General features: G+C 40.9%; 14 protein-coding genes. 1 reads left to right on the forward strand and 13 read right to left on the reverse strand.

Features of this window, described 5'->3' with window-relative positions; genetic code table 11:
• Window positions 1–203 precede the first annotated feature (203 nt).
• A complete protein-coding gene (locus A3775_RS14155) occupies window positions 204–2,615 on the reverse strand; it encodes a TIM-barrel domain-containing protein (protein ID WP_066425482.1) in 2,412 nt (803 codons plus the stop codon).
• A gap of 242 nt (window positions 2,616–2,857) precedes the next feature.
• Entirely contained in the window at window positions 2,858–4,135 is a 1,278-nt protein-coding gene (locus tag A3775_RS14160; RefSeq protein WP_066425586.1) for a TIGR00341 family protein, read from the reverse strand.
• Window positions 4,136–4,426: 291 nt separating this feature from the next.
• On the opposite strand from A3775_RS14160, the gene A3775_RS14165 reads away from it, so the two are divergent.
• A complete protein-coding gene (locus tag A3775_RS14165) occupies window positions 4,427–5,449 on the forward strand; it encodes an AI-2E family transporter (protein WP_066380976.1) in 1,023 nt (340 codons plus the stop codon).
• A 22-nt stretch (window positions 5,450–5,471) separates the two neighbouring features.
• Here A3775_RS14165 and A3775_RS14170 read toward each other — a convergent pair whose 3' ends face one another.
• The 11 genes from A3775_RS14170 to A3775_RS14220 all read right to left on the reverse strand — a co-directional run bounded on the left by A3775_RS14170 (window position 5,472) and on the right by A3775_RS14220 (window position 16,771).
• Complete coding sequence (locus A3775_RS14170; RefSeq protein WP_066380283.1) at window positions 5,472–6,164, reverse strand: Coq4 family protein; 693 nt, start codon at window positions 6,162–6,164, stop codon at window positions 5,472–5,474.
• A 202-nt stretch (window positions 6,165–6,366) separates the two neighbouring features.
• Window positions 6,367–7,224 (reverse strand): hydrogenase nickel incorporation protein HypB, encoded by an 858-nt coding sequence (gene hypB / locus A3775_RS14175; protein ID WP_066425484.1) that lies wholly within the window; start codon window positions 7,222–7,224, stop codon window positions 6,367–6,369.
• Window positions 7,215–7,556 carry a hydrogenase maturation nickel metallochaperone HypA gene (locus tag A3775_RS14180; protein WP_066380278.1) on the reverse strand — a complete coding sequence of 114 codons (342 nt, stop codon included), beginning with the start codon at window positions 7,554–7,556 and terminating at the stop codon, window positions 7,215–7,217. The genes hypB and A3775_RS14180 overlap by 10 nt, the downstream gene beginning before the upstream one ends.
• A 19-nt stretch (window positions 7,557–7,575) precedes the next feature.
• A complete protein-coding gene (gene hypE, locus A3775_RS14185; protein WP_066380277.1) occupies window positions 7,576–8,679 on the reverse strand; it encodes a hydrogenase expression/formation protein HypE in 1,104 nt (367 codons plus the stop codon).
• Between the two features lie 101 nt (window positions 8,680–8,780).
• Window positions 8,781–8,996, reverse strand: coding sequence for a 4-oxalocrotonate tautomerase family protein (locus tag A3775_RS14190; RefSeq protein ID WP_066380276.1), 216 nt, complete (start codon window positions 8,994–8,996; stop codon window positions 8,781–8,783).
• Between the two features lie 53 nt (window positions 8,997–9,049).
• Window positions 9,050–10,201, reverse strand: a complete 1,152-nt coding sequence (gene hypD, locus A3775_RS14195; RefSeq protein WP_066425486.1) for a hydrogenase formation protein HypD — start codon at window positions 10,199–10,201, stop codon at window positions 9,050–9,052.
• Between the two features lie 195 nt (window positions 10,202–10,396).
• The gene (locus A3775_RS14200) at window positions 10,397–10,648 is read right to left on the reverse strand and encodes a HypC/HybG/HupF family hydrogenase formation chaperone (RefSeq protein WP_066380272.1); all 252 of its coding nucleotides are present in this window, start codon (window positions 10,646–10,648) and stop codon (window positions 10,397–10,399) included.
• A gap of 106 nt (window positions 10,649–10,754) precedes the next feature.
• Entirely contained in the window at window positions 10,755–13,217 is a 2,463-nt protein-coding gene (gene hypF, locus A3775_RS14205) for a carbamoyltransferase HypF (protein WP_066425490.1), read from the reverse strand.
• A 151-nt stretch (window positions 13,218–13,368) separates the two neighbouring features.
• Complete coding sequence (locus tag A3775_RS14210; RefSeq protein ID WP_066425491.1) at window positions 13,369–14,523, reverse strand: hypothetical protein; 1,155 nt, start codon at window positions 14,521–14,523, stop codon at window positions 13,369–13,371.
• Window positions 14,520–15,521, reverse strand: coding sequence for a hypothetical protein (locus A3775_RS14215; RefSeq protein ID WP_066425493.1), 1,002 nt, complete (start codon window positions 15,519–15,521; stop codon window positions 14,520–14,522). Before A3775_RS14215 ends, A3775_RS14210 begins: the two co-directional genes overlap by 4 nt.
• Before the next feature lie 425 nt (window positions 15,522–15,946).
• On the reverse strand, window positions 15,947–16,771 hold the full coding sequence (locus A3775_RS14220) for a NifU family protein (RefSeq protein ID WP_066380264.1): 825 nt from the start codon (window positions 16,769–16,771) through the stop codon (window positions 15,947–15,949).
• Window positions 16,772–16,780 lie beyond the last annotated feature (9 nt).

Raw genomic sequence — 16,780 nt, forward strand, 5'->3', positions numbered from 1 at the left:
TATCTTGGATTGCTCAACTAGGGTATTTGTGAACCCGCCCCTACTATACCAAGAAAATATTCCTACTGACGCACCCTACTAACAGTCGATTTGGATAATTTATTTTTTGATGTTCTCTAAAGCTAAGGGTTTGAGCAAATGGTAAGCAATGCCCACCCTACAAAAATTATGATCAACCTATAGGTGCAAGATGTTTGTTGATGTTAGTCTTCTGCGAGAATTTGGCAGTTGATTTGTTGAAATTGTTCAACCTGGAAACAATTGTTTTGGTAATCAACTTGTTCACCGTCTACCCAAACTTTTTGTACTGCTAAACCGTGAATATGGAGTTTAACGTTTTTGTAGGGGAACGGGTAATTTCCTTGCTGTTGCCAGATAATTTCTAAGTTATCCTCATCTCGCTTGAGATAAAATTCATCTAACCGCCAAGCAGCATAACCATCACCCGCATCACTATACACCCTACCCGCACCAACTCCAGTTACCGGGGGATAAATATGAAGGATGAGTTGTTGATTTTCTGCCATTGGTAACACACAACCCGCTTTGACAAATACAGGTATTTGCTCTTGTGGTGCGGCGATGTCAATTTGATTTCCGCCAGGGAATCGGGTATCATCCCAGAAGTGATACCAATGCCCATCAGGTAAGATGATTGGGCGTGAAGTTGCACCTTCTTCAACAATGGGAGCAATTAACAACGCCTCACCTAATAAAAAAGCATCTTCCACAGCCCAGAGTTGGGGGTTGTGGCTGTCAGCCCAAAATAAAGGACGTACAAGGGGATGGCCAGTTTGGTTGGTTTCCCATGTTAAGGTATAGAGATAAGGTAAAAGTCGATAGCGCAACCAGAGAAAGTCTCTGGCTATACTCAGAATTTGTTCGCCAAAAGTCCAAGGTGTGCGGGGTTTGACGTTGTTGGCACTATGGGTACGAAAGAAGGGTAAAAAACATGACATCTGAAACCAACGCAAATATAATTCAGGACTGGGATTACCCTTAAAACCACCGATATCAGCCCCACTGTAGGGAATGCCAGAAAGACCCATATTTAATACAGTGGTAATTGTTATACGTAGTCCAGCCCAACTTGTTTCGATGTCTCCTGTCCAAGTCCAGGCATAACGTTGTAAACCTGCCCAACCTGCACGGGATACAATGAAAGGACGATGTTCTGGTTTGTATTCTTTTAAGGCTTCATAAGCTGCCTCGGCTTGTAGTAATCCATAGACATTATGCGCTTCAAGATGATTGCCACCTCTGCCTTCGAGAAAATGCAGGGTAGAATTTGGCGGTAGGGAAGGATCACCCCAAAGGACAAAAATCCCTGGTTCGTTCATATCATGCCAAAAACCAGTGAAGCCTAAGTCTAGGAGATATTCATACTGACGACTCCACCAGTGGCGGGCTTTGGGGTTGGTGAAGTCAGGAAATGCACACAGTCCAGGCCAGACGGGGGCGATGATCAGTTTATCATTGATGGTTTTGCAAAATACTTCTTGCGATCGCCCTTCTTCAAATAATTTACTTTTCCGGTCAGCTTTCACACCAGGATTCACAATTGCAATTAAATGCACTCCTCTGTCTACTAATTCCTGGTTAAATTCCGTTAACTGAGGAAAGCGGTCAGGATCAATGGTAAAGGCGCGAAATCCTTCTTGGCAGTCTATATCTAAATGAATAGCACTCAAAGGTAAATTATGATTCTTAAATCCCTCCGCAACTTCCCGGATGGCTGCTTCTGTTTCATATCCCCAGCGTGATTGATGATAACCAAGCACCCAACGGGGAGGCAAGGCGGGACGACCTGTTAATTGGGTGTAACGGTCTAATAATTGCGCTGGGGAACCGATACTAAAATAATACCGCAATGCTCCCCCATCAAAGTCGGCGGCGGCGTAACCGTTAAAGCTAAATGTTGCTTTGTAGCTATTTTCATAGAAAATCAAGTAACTCCCCGACTGATGCAAACCCAGATACAAGGGAATGCACAGATAAAGCGGATCTGTTCCGGGGCCATATCTACCACCTGCGTCATAATTCCACATTAAATAACTGGTGGTAGCAGGTTTCCCCTCTTGCGGTGTTCGTAGGTTGAGAGGTGCAGCACGTTCACCTAAGCCATAGATATGTTCTTCTGGACGTAGTTTAGCTTGATGCACCCAACCAGCAGTTTTGAGTTGGGGGGGTAGTTCTTCGCGGATAATTTCGCCTAGATAATTTTGATAGATAAGACTACCATTTTGATTAACTATTACTTGTAATTCTTTAGTGGAAATTAACCAGCTATTGCCCATTTTTTCAAATTCAACTGCTACTTCTGACCAATCTTTGCCAGCCATAGCATAGGGAATCGGTGCTATTCCTGGTTGCCAATTTACACGCACGAAATCAGCAGCTAAAAAATGTATTTCCAGTTCAACTTTTTCAAAGTAAAATTTTGCGCCTTGCGGTATAGGTTCAGCCTTGAGGATATCACCAATTTCTGCAAACACTTGTTTGGCACTGAGAAACGGACGCTCTAATAAATCCCTTTGCATAGGATAAAATAGCGAACCAAAAAAGCGTCGCAATTTAATCAGGCGTAAGTTCAGTAGAAGTTGTTTCCAATTCATAATGGGGAATGGGGACTTTTGACTCTTGACTGGGGATTGGGGATGGGAAGAGATTGGGGACTGGAAGGGACTGGAAAAGAATTTCTACCTTCCTTCATCCCCCACCCTGCGGGTAGGCTTACGCCTCCGTACCCCTCCGGGTAAGCAAGCTACGCGATAGCGTCTCTGAAAGAGAAGGAAAGCAAGCTACATCCTCCTCATCTCCCTCATCTCCCTCATCTCCCCTACTCCCCTGCTTCTTCCTAACCTTTCTCCAAGACAATCACATCTACTAGGGGTGTAACATTAAACCCTTCTCGATTTAATCGGGTTTGAATTGCCTGTGTAAGACGAGAACGAATTTCCCCAGCAGATGCGGTGACTCCTTGTTGACGTTGAACATAAACAACGCATAGCAAGGTATTTTCTCCTTCTATATTGGGACGAGTAAAGCGAACATTAGACTCAACTAATTTGGCTAAATCAACTTGCTTTACAACATTTTGCAGTTCTGCATTAGCTTGTTGGGCAATGGTGGAACGTTCTAAATAGGGAGAATTAATAAATTGCCAAGTGAGAAGCAGACTCAAGGCGATAACGGTAATTATCCAAGCCAAGCGAGTAACCAGTTTTTTACCACGTTGATAACGAGTTCCTTGAGTTGACAAACCATAAACTCGGAATAACAGGGAGGCTGATAAATTGATGCCGCATAGTTGCAGTAATAGTAAGAATATGCCATCTGTCACCATATCCCATCTACCAATGGCGGTAGCCATACCGACAATTCCGGTTGGGGGAGCTAAGGAAGCAGCAACTAACATCCCAGTTGCCGCCCCAGATACTAGGCTATTTTGCTGGGATTGTACTAAGTTCAACGCCCCGGCTGCTCCGGCTGCGAGGGGTAAAAATACTGCCACTGCGGACACTTGGCTATTAGCAATCATCAAACTGGTAGCAATTTCCTGGCGTAAAATCAGGCTGAGTGTCCATGTGGTGAGGATGGTGACTGCTAATGCTACAAAATATCTCAGCAGACTGCGCCAGAGTAGTTGATAGTCTCCTCGTGCTGTGGCGATTGCTGTATTCATTGCTGGGCCGGCAAAGGGAGCAATTAGCATAGCAGCAACTAGCAAAAAAGTTGTATTTGTGTATAAACCAATCCAGACTACTATCCCAGCTACCGCCGCATAAGCGAGAAAGCCACGCCAAGAGCCGACACTTTGCAAGCCAGAAAGAAAGACTTCTATGGGGCTGAGGGTTTCTACGTCTTTGACTTGTTCTGGTGCTTCCGATGCGGGTGGTTGTAGAGGGATGACGGCAGAGGGAATGAGTGTAATGTGTAGTTTGGGTAGGTCTTGTAATTTAGCTAACAGGGGGTCAACTTTATGATTAGACACATGAAGTATTACCACATCAATGGCTTCATCTTCACCATTGTGGGCGGCAAATTCGGCTAAGTTCTGTGCATCGAGAGATTTGGCGATATTAATAACAGTATCTCCATGCCCTCTTGGTACTTGAATAATTAGCTGACGCATATTTCCTCCTGTGGCTAAAATTCTCACATTACCCAGGCGATCGCTCTCTAGCTAGGGAAGGATTTTGCTGATAAATTACGAACTAAACAGTGGTAATTGGAAAGAGTCCTATTCCCCATTCCTTACTCCCTACTATATTTGACTTAATTACGCCTCAAGGTGAATATTGCTGAGTTAAAAATCTCTCTTGAAGCGGCTTATTTATCAATCACCAGGCAGTATTATTTAAATGTTAAATTCATGTTAAAAGCCGCACAATCTGTTGATTGCTGGCAAAATGGAGGCGGAATTGTGCCTTTTGGTCAATTAATGGGGTTTTTCTTAGTCATTATATCTTTGTATATTATTTGGCAAATTCGTCAAATAGTTTTGATTGCATTTGCTGCTGTAGTTTTGGCAACTGTTTTAAACCATTTTGTCCAATTTTTACAGAAATTTCGGATTAAGCGAGGTCTGGCTATTTTTATAGCTGTGAGTATTTTATTATTTTTAATCTTTAGCTTTTTTATTATCCTCGTACCTCAGTTGATTGAGCAATTACGAGAATTAAGTAACCTGATGCCAATGGCATTAGATCGGATTCGGTTATGGAATGATTGGTTAGTACGAGTAATTCCCAATGAATTTTTAGATAATGTTCGTAATTTTAGATATCTGACTCAAGGTTTACAAGGCTGGTTAAATCGCATCTTGAATAATTTTTTGTTTTTAATCAGTAGTTCCCTGACTATTGCTTTAGGAACACTACTATTATTAGCATTGACTATTATGCTCTTAGTAAATCCCGTTGCCTATCGTAGAGGTTTTATCTTTTTATTTCCGGCTTTCTATCGTCCGCGAGTTCATGTAATTCTCAATAAGTGTGCATTATCTTTAACTGGTTGGATTAAAGGCACACTGTTGACTATGTTATTGATTAGTGTTTTCAGCTATATTGGGTTAGCACTTTTGCAGGTAAGATTACCACTAATCAATGCAATTTTAGCAGGATTATTAGAATTTATCCCCAATGTAGGCCCTACTTTGAGTGTGATTCCACCGGCTTTGTTAGCTCTGATGGATTCCCCTTGGAAAGCTGGCGCAGTCGTATTCGTATACTTTATAATTCAACAGGTAGAAAGTTTAATTATCGTGCCTTTGGTAATGAAAAGTCAAGTATCACTATTACCAGCAGTTACTTTATTATCTGTAGTGATATTTGGCTCATTTTTTGGGTTTTTGGGTGTGTTTTTAGCTGTGCCTTTAGTGATTGTTTTACAAATTTGGATACAAGAAGTTTTAGTGAAAGATATCCTGAATATGTGGCAAAATTGAAATCCAGTTTTTGATTTTTTAACTAGGCAATTGCGGCTAAATCATGGTCTATGGTTTTCATGCCTAAGCGCGCACGAATTTCACTTACTTGTACGTCCCAAAACTGATCCCATTTTTGGGCTATTAGTTTACCAGGAGTTTGAGAACCTAGCCGATAGCCGCGAGCTATTTCTGTCATTAAATCATTGAATTTTGTTGGTTGATACAGACTGATCCTTACCATACCAAAACTTACCAACATCACACTGATAGGAATTGAAGTTTGAGCTAACACAAATGCTTGTAGTCCTATTTCTCCAATAGCATCAGTCTCAAATCCAGTGACTACATGATAAATATCATGGGTAGAACGCCACAGCATTTTAACATAGGAAATATCATCAACTACAGGGACTTGTTTATAAAAGTAAGGGTCGAAACCTCTAGCTTTCATCTCTCTGGCATAGATATGACCTAAAGTTCCCTCTGGGAGTTTGGCTAAGTCATCTAAATTAAAAGGTGCAGGTAGCCAGCGTTCTTCAAATAAGGTGTTGACTTCTGGAATTTTTTTTAATTCTTCAACTGCTAACTGCGCCATTTCTGTTTGATCAAGTGCATCCTCAAAGTCAAATACTGGGTCAGTATTCCCATTTCTGGGTTTTAAGGCACTAGCGGCTAAAAATTCTATGTAGGCGAGGAGTCCTTTGTCATTGTTGTAGTTAATTATATTATTCATGATGATTTTGTTATTTGAAAATTTACGCACCAAGTCAAGAGGAAAATATGTACCTCAATTTTTGGTAAACTAATCACCATTTTCATGAATCTATAGAGGTATTTATGATAAATAATAATTGCTGCCAACAAAAAAACCCGACTTCGGAAAGAAGCCGAGATTTTTAAGACTTAAACTATTTGCTAAACTTAAGTATACTCACTTAAGCATTGACCAAATTTGCACAGCTAAAAACTTTTTCTGTTAACCATTTATACCAACTCTCTAAACCAGCACCTGTAGTAGCAGAAACCTGAAAAATCTGAATGTTGGGGTTGACTTGTTTAGCGTATTCTAGACAACGCTGCACATCAAACTGTACATAAGGTAATAAATCAATTTTGGTGAGAATCATTATCTCACTCGCACGGAAAATATGGGGGTATTTAATCGGTTTATCTTCCCCTTCTGTGACGGAAAGAATTACAACTTTCGCCTGTTCTCCTAAGTCAAATAAAGCTGGACAGACTAAATTACCCACATTTTCAATCATCACCACTGAGTTTAATGGTGGGTTGAGTTGTTGTAAACCTCTTTCTATCATTGATGCGTCTAAATGACAGCCTGTTCCTGTGTTGATTTGCACAACTTTACAACCTGTCTGTTTAATTTTTTCCGCATCGTTAATCGTTTCTTGGTCGCCTTCGATGACGTTGATGGGTATCTGTTGTTTGAGGTCGTTAATTGTGCGAGTTAACAGAGTTGTTTTCCCTGCACCTGGGGAACTCATTAAATTTAAGGCGAGAATATTCCGACCTTTGAACCATCCCCGATTTTGGGCGGCTAACAGGTTATTTTTTCCTAAAATTTCCTGTTCTAATGATATAGTTGTCCCATGAATTTGGGCGTGAATTTGTGATGATTCATGGTTATGATCATGGTCGTGATGGTGAGCATGGGTAATCACAGTACCATCTGGTAAAGTGTGAGTATGATGATGGTGGTTGTGTTCCATTTCTCTTGTTTCTAAGTTAGTAATTTTGCTGTCAGCATCATCTGAACAACCGCAGGTTACACACATACTTCCTCTACTTCTATCTCCTTAATTTTTAGTTCTTCGCCTGTAATTAAATCTAGGTGGACACTGCCACATTCACATATTCCAAATGGTTTTTCTAAAGGAATTTCTGCACCACATTGACGACATTTTGCTAAACCAGGAATTTCGATAATTTGTAAAGTTGCGCCTTCTAATGCTGTACCTTGAGAACATATATCAAAGCAAAATTTGATAGCATCAGGCATAATAGCTGAGAGTTTGCCAATTTCTACGACAACTCGCCGCACTTTTGAGCCGTTGGCATATTCATTGACAATTGCTACTATATTTTGGGTAATTCCTAGTTCGTGCATGAATAAATCTTCTTAATTGTTAACAAATTCTTGGTAATTGGTCGCCGACTAGCATATCAACAATACGTTCTGTGCCGAAGGCTGTTTTTAATAAGACAACCCCTGGAGGTGTAGAAACAACCTCACCAATAATACAGGCATTTTTTCCGGCTGGGTGAGATTTCATTGCTGATACAACTGTATCGGCTTTGTCATTTGCTACTACTACTACTAACTTACCTTCATTGGCTAGATATAAGGGGTCTAACCCCAAAATTTCACACATTCCTTTAACTTCTTCCCGCACAGGAATTGTTGCTTCATTGATGCGTATTCCTACATTAGAAGTTAAAGAAAATTCATTAAGAACTGTGGCTAAACCTCCCCTGGTTGCATCTCGCATGGCGTGAATTTCAGGACATACGTTAAGGATGGTTGCTACTAATTCATGTAATGGTTGACAATCACTTTCTATGTTAGTATCTAATGCTAATTCTCCACGGGCAATTAAAATTGCTGCGCCATGATTTCCTAATTCCCCATTAATAATGATGGCATCTCCTGGTTGAATGTTGTGGGCGGAAATGTTAACGCCTGTGGGGATGATACCAATACCAGCCGTGTTAATAAATAATTTATCTGCTGCGCCACGATGCACTACTTTTGTGTCACCTGTAACTATTTGCACTCCTGCTTTTTGGGCGGCAATTTTCATGCTGGTGGCGACACGTCGTAGGGTTTCTGTGGGTAGTCCTTCTTCTAATATGACGCTACAGGTTAAATATAAGGGTTTAGCACCACTGACGGCTAAATCATTAATTGTGCCGTTTATTGCTAATTCTCCGATATCACTGCCAGGGAAAAATAAGGGGTCTACTACATAGGAATCTGTGGTAAATGCTAGTCTATCTCCTTGGGGTAAAAGTTGGGATAAATTAACACTTGCTTGGTCTTCTAATTGGGAGAGAATTGGATTATCAAAACTGCTGACAAAGATATCATCAATTAAATCGCGCATGGCTTTTCCGCCGCTACCATGTGCGAGGGTGATGTGGGTATCTTTGATTTTATTTTGGCGGCGACGAATTTGTTCAATTTTTTGTAAGAGAGGGTTGGGTGTGGCGTTGGTTTGGGGAATATCCATTTTTAATATTTTGTAATTTGTAATTTGTGGTTTTTGATATTTAATATTAGGTAAGGTGCGTTACGTGATGGGTAACACACCCTACGCTTTATTTTTTAGTGTTATCTGCCTGTTTCGTCGTGTCTACCACGATGGCGATCGCAATGTAAAATACCATTGACAGCCCAATTTTCTCGCTCAAATTCATCAATGTGAATTGTAATCCATTCGGGCTTGGTATCTAATGCTGCAACCATAGCATTGGTAATGGCTTCTACTAAATGCCGTTTTTTCTCGATGGAATGTCCTCTGGCAATTTTCACGGTGACAAATGGCATACAATTTTCCTCGCAGTGTTGTTGTGTGAAGTGTATCGCTGCTGTTGTGGAGGTTATGAAGGGATAGTCACTTTTGGCTGTTCAACTGCTGATTTTTGCATCACAGTCGAGAATCTGCCATATTTATAGTATGCTGCACAAGCCCCTTCTGAAGATACCATACAAGTACCAATTGGTGTTTCTGGTGTGCAAGCTGTACCAAATACTTTACATTGCCAAGGTTTCAGCACTCCTTTGAGAATTTCACCACATTGACAAGCTTTATGATCTGCGATTTTTTGGTTAGGAAGAGTAAATTTTAATTCTGCATCAAATTGGGCATATTCTGGGCGAATTTTTAACCCGGAATTAGGTATTTCATTTAAGCCTCGCCATTCAAATGTTTCACGCACTGTAAACACTTGATTCATGGCTTTTAAGGCGTTTTGATTACCTGCTGGTTGTACGAGTCGATTGTATTGGTTTTCGACTTGACAACGATTTTCTACTAACTGCTGTAACAGCATCCAAATTGATTGCAAAATATCTAAAGGTTCAAAGCCAGAAACCACTACGGGTTTATGATATTGTTGGGCAATAAATTCATAAGGATCAGTGCCTATTACCATACTGACATGACCAGGCCCGACAAATCCATCTAGTTGTAAATCGGGGTTATCTAATAAGGCTTTGAGGGCGGGAATTACGAGGACATGGTTACTAAATACGCTAAAGTTTTGTAGATTTTCTTCAGCAGCTTGTAGAATAGTAAAAGCGGTGCTAGGGGCGGTAGTTTCAAAGCCGATAGCAAAGAAAACAATTTGTTTATCGGGGTGATTTTTGGCTATTTGTAAACTATCTAGTGGTGAGTAAACCATGCGAATGTCTGCGCCTGTGGCTTTAGCTTGCAGTAGGCTATGTTTAGAACCAGGAACGCGCATGGTGTCGCCAAAGGTTGTTAAAATGACGTTGGGGTTTTGGGAGATGGCGATCGCATCATCTAATCTACCCTTGGGCATGACACACACTGGACAACCAGGGCCATGAATTAATTCAATATTTGCTGGCAATATTTCTTCGATACCATATTTAAAAATAGAATGAGTATGCCCGCCGCATACTTCCATAATTTTAATGTGTTTATCTAATTGGTAACTTATTTTTTCAATCTCACGCCGTAAAGCTGCGGCTTTTTCTGGTTCTCTAAATTCGTCTACGTATTTCATGGTTGGGGACTGGGTATTGGGGACTGGGTATTGGGGACTGGGGACTGGGAGGATGAGGTAGACAAGGTAGAAATTCTTTCTCAGTCAACCGTCAACAGTCAACAATCTCCATTTTGAATTTTGTAGGCGTAAGCCTTCCCTACGGGACGCTACGCGATGCCGTAGGCTATGCGTGAATTTTGAATTTTGAATTGTTTATTCTGCTTGTACGGCGGCGATTTCTGCTAATAGTTGTAAGGTTTCGGCTGCTTCTTGTTCGTTAATTCTATTCATGGCAAAGCCGACATGAACTAATACCCAATTTCCCACACATGATTCTGGGGGATGTTGTTCATCTACGATGCAGGAAATGTTAACTTGTCTTTTTACTCCACCAACGTTGACAATGGCTAGTTTGTTGTTTGTGTCGGTGATTTCGATGATTTGTCCGGGAATTCCTAAACACATTTTTATTTTCCTTGATGAGTGGGATGAAGAGTTTTTTTCACGCAGAGGCGCAGAGACGCAGAGAGTTTGGGAGGGTTTTTCGTGGGGTATTTAGAAATATATGATATTATTTATTTTTGATGAGGTTGGCGGCTGTAATTAGGGCTTGTCCTAGGGATAGTCCGCCGTCGTTTGTGGGGACTTGGCTGTGTGTTAATACGTTAATGTTTAACTTTTGTAACTGCTGGGTTACTAAGTTTAACAAAATACAATTTTGAAATACTCCTCCTGTGAGTATGACTTGATGAATTAAGTTTTCTTGACGCAGATGGTTAACTGTCTCTACAATGATGTTAGCTAAACTTTTGTGAAATTTGGCGGCTATCACTGGCTGAGGTGTTTTCTGCTTTATATCATTCAGTAAGTGTTGCCACATTGGGCGCGGGTCTATACAATAAATACTATCTGAAAAGCGCAAATTAAAGGGATATATTCCTATTTCTTTATGATTCTTTAATTGAGAGATATCAACTGTAGCTTCCATTGCGATCGCAGCTTGTCCTTCATAGCTACATTGTTCTCGACAAATGCCGATAGCCGCAGCTACAGCGTCAAACAGCCTTCCGACTGAGGAAGCTAAGGGGGCGTTAATGCCTTTTTCAACAAGCTGATTCAGCAGTTTTATGGGTTGCTGATTCAAAAATTGTAATAATTCTAAATCACTATATTCTTGTTGGCAATCATCCCAAAGATTAGCAGCGAGTAAATGGGCGTAGGTATTACGCCAAGGTTGATAAATTGCTTGTTCACCGCCAATCATTGCTACTGGTTTAAATGTGGCAATGCGTTTAAATTGGTGGTAGTCTGCTAAGAAAAATTCTCCTCCCCAGAGTGTACCATCTGCACCATAACCCAAACCATCAAAGGCGATACCTAAGACTGGGGTTGTATCTAAAGGAATGTGATTTTCTGCCATGCAAGCGGCAATATGGGCGTGATGATGTTGAATAGGATAGAGTGGGAGTTGGTTAGCGGTGGCGAGTTGTTTACCGAGTTTGGTAGAGAGATATTCAGGATGTAAATCAACTGCGATCGCTTGTGGTTGATGAGCAAATAAATTTAAATATAAACTCAGGGTATCTTGATAAGCACTAAACGCCGCCGCGTTTTCTAAATCTCCCAAATGTTGCGAAAGAATAGCTTCCCCATCTCGCAATAAACAAAAGGTATTTTTTAACTCACTACCCATTGCTAAAATTTGCGGCACCTTATTAAATCCCGGTGGTAATTTTAGCGGTGCTGGTGCATAACCTCTAGCCCGGCGAATTGTTTGTAATTTATTGTCCACAACTCGCACCACGGAATCATCTACCCTGTTGACAATCTCCCGATTATGTAAGAGAAAATAATCAGCAATTTGACCTAACTTTTCTTTAGCTGTATCATTATCTATACATTGCGGTTCATCAGAAATATTCCCACTGGTTAACACAATCGGGCGATTCATCCGCCGCAAAATTAGATGATGTAACGGCGTATAAGGTAACATAAAACCAAGAGTATTTTGTCCCGGTGCTACCGAAGGCGCAATAGAATGGGGCATTGGGCATTGGGCATTGCCGAAAAAGTCTCCCTTGTCTCTCTTGTCGCCAGTTTCTAAAATTTCTTTAATTTTGAATTTTGACTTTTGAATTTTGAATTGATTTGTCCCCAGTCCCTTCTTTTGCAACAACACAATAGGCGCGGCTGGACTGGTTAATAATTCTTTTTCTCTATCATTAACTAAACAATATTCTTCAATAACTGCAATATCCCTCGCCATTAAAGCGAAAGGTTTATCATAGCGTTTTTTACGCTGACGCAATTTTTGTACAGTCGCCTCTTGTGTCGCATCACAAGCGAGATGAATACCACCAATACCTTTAATGGCAACAATTTCACCCTTTTGTAACAAAGTGCAAACCGCATCCACATCATCCAACATCGAAAACATGGAAGCCGTCACAGGTTGACTATCAGCCCTTTCTAACCAAGCTTGGGGGCCACATACATGACAAGCTACAGGTTGGGCGTGAAAGCGACGATTTTCCACATCGTGGTATGACTTTTCACATTCGGGACACATCACAAACGCAGACATACTGGTATTGCATCTGTCGTAAGGAATAGCGCGAATAATACTTAAACGAGGGCCGCAATGAGTACAGTTAGTAAAAGGATAACGGTAAAAGCGGCTAAAGGGGTCAAAAATTTCTTGCTGACATTGGGGACAGGTAGCCGCATCTGGCGCAATTTCGGTTTTAGATACACCGCTAACACTACCAGAAATCACAAAATCATCAAAATGCAACTCTCCTTGATATGGAGTTCTCACCAGTTCCGTGATTTTTGCCAATGGCGGACATTCTTGTTGTAATTTGCTGACAAATTCTGTTAAAGCTGCGGCACTACCACATACCCGAATTAACACACCTTCCCCGTCATTACACACATCCCCCCGCAAACCACAGGCTTTAGCCAAACGATAGACAGTAGGACGAAATCCCACCCCCTGCACAGTACCGCGAACTCTAATTTCTTCCGTTACCATAAACTCATTTGTAATTAAATAGGCATAATTAAATGTAAAATAGCTTTTTGTTCGTAGAGAGCGATAAATCGCTCTATGGAAAGGGTTGAAAGGGCTAAAGCCCTTACTACGAAATTTCTTTTATCGAGTTTCAAATGGCATAAGTTACACCCTAATCTCTACCTTCTACCTTCCATAGCAAAATGCGATTATTACCAGAATCAGAGATTACCGCCGTTTTGCCAGAAACGTTAATTCCGTAACACCAATTTAAGGTATTGCGTCTGGGTAGCCCGAAGTTACGATTTTCGCTTTTACTTTGAAAGTTGTCTTGTCCAATGATGCCATCTGCCACTGCACCCTGCAATGATAATATTGACTCTGGTTTCTTCCATCCTAACAATCGAGAGTTAGCAGTATCCGCAACTAACAACCATTCTCCAGCCACAGCTACCCCATAAGGCATACTCAAACTACTCGCACTAGGGAAATAAACACCCTGATTCATTTCCACAAATTCAAAATTTTTTTGTCCTAAAACCACCGCACAAGGGGCATTATTTTCTGTTGGTATCCCCTGCCAAATCATCACCCGATTATTACCCGCATCAGTGACAACTAAATTATCATTCCAGACAGTAATATCATGACACCAACGCATACTAGCCGCCGTCGGAGAACCGCCACCGTTTTCATTACGAGAAATCATGTCTGGCTGTCCCAAAACTATATCAGCAGGTTGACCATTTGCTGTTGGTAATTGCCGCCAAATTAATAACCTTCTATTACCTGTATCCGCTACAAATAACTGACCTTGATAATAGAAAATACCATAAGGCCAGTGCATAGTATTAGCCGCAGGTTGTTGACTTCCCCGGTTAGGTTGATTATCAGTAAAATTAGCTTGTCCTAAAACTAAATCTGCTGGCACATGGCTATCTTCTGGTAACTGATGCCAAATTAAAACCCGATGATTCCAAGCATCTGCAACAGCTAAACCTTCCCCACATACACAAATCCCAGTCGGTACACTGAAAGTATTTCTTCCCGGTGTACCTTTAGCATTTTGTCCCTCATGAAAAAAATCAGGTTGTCCAATTACCCAGTCAGCCGGTTGACTATCTCTAGTAGGTAAATTGCGCCAACCTAATAACCGATGATGTCCCGTATCTGATACCCATAAAGCCCCAGTTTCCGACACCAAACAAGCAGCACGAGGAGCAAACATAGTAATAGGAGAAGGTGCTAAAGGAACTGCTAATAAATCCGGCTGAATCACATCTCCTAAAATCACCTCTGCACCTTCAGAGAAAAACTTATTAGTCATTCTCTCTGCGCCTCTGCGCCTCTGCGTGAACTTTTACTAATTTCTCCTACCACATCCTGCAAAGCTTGAGCAACTGCTGCGGCTTGTGCTTGTTGTTGATGTTGACTAAATATCTCCCAAGCTTCATGATAATAATTACGAGCTTGTAAAAGATTTTTGAGATTACCTAATTCTGGTTTTTCTAAGTCATCAGGTAAATTAAATAAGGCGTTAGCTTTATTGGCAATTGTGTTAGCATATTCTAAAGGAGTATCTTGAGGACTACGTACTTTTAAAGCCTGATCATAAGCGGCGATCGCTCGCAAATTATTCTCCACAGGATGGGAACTCTGTAAATATTGCAAAGCATTACCCAAGTTGTTTTGCAACATCGCATATTCCCTAGGGTGGTCAATGATGTTAATATGCTGAAGTGCCGCCTCAAAAGTCTGTACAGCCAAGCCTTCATACAGGTTTGACTGTGACGCATCCCCAACCATAGACAGGTAGGCGATCGCAACATTATTAGCCAAAATCGCGTATTCTTGAGGATAATCTTGGCTAGTAAATACCCGCATAGCCTGATGATAAGCCGCAATGCTATCCGTCATCTTGGCTAAATTAAAAGGCACTAAAGATTGCAACAGCAACCCCAAATTCATCTGTGCTTCTGCCTCTTCCACAGACCCGGCTAACTGCCGTAAAATTGGCAAAGCTTCCTGATAATTAGCCTTGGCTTGTAACAATAATTCTACCCCAGCATCAGGAATAGACATTAAAGCCCCTGCCATCCCCACTTGAGAACGAGCTTTCCACAGAGGATAATCAGAATCACAGAGTTTATAGGCTTGTTGATATAACTCAACAGCATTCCATAAATCCTGGGTAGTCTTAGGTTTTTTCTGTAAACCTTGCGCCAATTCAATCAACATTTGAATTTTTTCTTCAGTTGTTGCTGATTCCGATGTAATGGCAGCAAGTGCGGCTTTGACGGTTGAATCTGTAATGCTGGGAGTCATCTAAGGTTGAAGATGAAAGTTGGGTATACTTGAAAAGATTTTGACTATTTAAACTAGCAATTTCCAGTAGTTTAACCTTTTATTTCTCAATAAAATGAGGCGAGTTTAACCAAAATAAATAAAATCTAAATTAGATAAAGTAACGCACCATTTAACAACAGTAAAAAATTGTAGGTTGGGTTGACTTCAGGAAACCCAACACCAATATATTAGTTGGGTTACACTGCGCTTAACACACATCTTGCACCTGTTCCTTGATGATAATTTTTGTAGGGTGGGCATTGCTTGTCTGCTGCTCAAACCCTTAGTTTTAGGTTGTTAGCTGTGCATCGCCTTACGCTGATTGAGAATGATGCTAGATATAACTTAACCCAACCTACATCTAATGCACTATTTTAGCTTTGTCAGTCCCCTAAAACCTATTCTCAACCTAGTTGCACAAAAACCTTATCTTCCCTAACTTGTAACGGATATGAAACAAGAGACATATCAGGCGCAGTTAAACATTCACCCGTCTCTAATCGATATTGAAATCCGTGTTCAGCACAGGTAAGAATACCATTTTCAACCTTACCTGAATCTAGAGGAGAAGCTAAGTGAGAACAAGCATTACGATAACAAACTATATTCGTACCTTTACGGGATAAAATCAATGAATTTCCGGCAAAATTCACTGTTAAAATCCCAGACTCAGGAACTTGATCAATAGTTGCTACCCTCACCCAAGCTACTGATTTCTGAGGTAACAATGAACTGTGAGAATTAGCAGCACTATCATTAACCGCAACTACCTTGTTAATTTCAGGACAATGGTTTTTAATTGCCTGTTCTACACCCTGAGATAAAGTTAAAGTAGAAGCCGGACAATTACTGCAAGTTCCCACTAATTTGACTTCTACTGTATCTGGTGGTTTAAACGCCACTAACTCTATATCCCCTTGATGGCTTTGTAAACTTGGGCGCACTTCCTCAAGGGCTGCTTGAATGCGTTCTAAAATCGGCGGTTGTGGTGGTTTAACTAAGTCGTGATATAGCAAAACTGCATACACAACTTCATCTTCTACAGCTTTACGCAACGCTGACATTGATTCTTGCTTGAGGCTTTTAATTAAATTTGTCAGTGCTGCTTTGTGCAGAGTTTCAATTGCTGTTTTCAAACCAACAACTACACACCTTTGACTTTCATCCCACTCAGATACAATGGCTTCAAAGCGGTCAATTTCTCGGATGTATTCTTCCAGGTTGGTCATTAGTTATTA

The organism is Anabaena sp. 4-3 (assembly GCF_001597745.1).
Classification (GTDB): Bacteria; Cyanobacteriota; Cyanobacteriia; order Cyanobacteriales; family Nostocaceae; genus Trichormus.

Bases quoted from the DNA above. Each gene is read 5' to 3' on its own strand.
- A3775_RS14155 (WP_066425482.1), bottom strand. From the start codon at position 2,615: ATGAATTGGAAACAACTTCTACTGAACTTACGCCTGATTAAATTGCGA.
- A3775_RS14160 (WP_066425586.1), bottom strand. From the start codon at position 4,135: ATGCGTCAGCTAATTATTCAAGTACCAAGAGGGCATGGAGATACTGTT.
- A3775_RS14170 (WP_066380283.1), bottom strand. From the start codon at position 6,164: ATGAATAATATAATTAACTACAACAATGACAAAGGACTCCTCGCCTAC.
- hypB (WP_066425484.1), bottom strand. From the start codon at position 7,224: ATGTGTGTAACCTGCGGTTGTTCAGATGATGCTGACAGCAAAATTACT.
- A3775_RS14180 (WP_066380278.1), bottom strand. From the start codon at position 7,556: ATGCACGAACTAGGAATTACCCAAAATATAGTAGCAATTGTCAATGAA.
- hypE (WP_066380277.1), bottom strand. From the start codon at position 8,679: ATGGATATTCCCCAAACCAACGCCACACCCAACCCTCTCTTACAAAAA.
- A3775_RS14190 (WP_066380276.1), bottom strand. From the start codon at position 8,996: ATGCCATTTGTCACCGTGAAAATTGCCAGAGGACATTCCATCGAGAAA.
- hypD (WP_066425486.1), bottom strand. From the start codon at position 10,201: ATGAAATACGTAGACGAATTTAGAGAACCAGAAAAAGCCGCAGCTTTA.
- A3775_RS14200 (WP_066380272.1), bottom strand. From the start codon at position 10,648: ATGTGTTTAGGAATTCCCGGACAAATCATCGAAATCACCGACACAAAC.
- hypF (WP_066425490.1), bottom strand. From the start codon at position 13,217: ATGGTAACGGAAGAAATTAGAGTTCGCGGTACTGTGCAGGGGGTGGGA.
- A3775_RS14210 (WP_066425491.1), bottom strand. From the start codon at position 14,523: ATGACTAATAAGTTTTTCTCTGAAGGTGCAGAGGTGATTTTAGGAGAT.
- A3775_RS14215 (WP_066425493.1), bottom strand. From the start codon at position 15,521: ATGACTCCCAGCATTACAGATTCAACCGTCAAAGCCGCACTTGCTGCC.
- A3775_RS14220 (WP_066380264.1), bottom strand. From the start codon at position 16,771: ATGACCAACCTGGAAGAATACATCCGAGAAATTGACCGCTTTGAAGCC.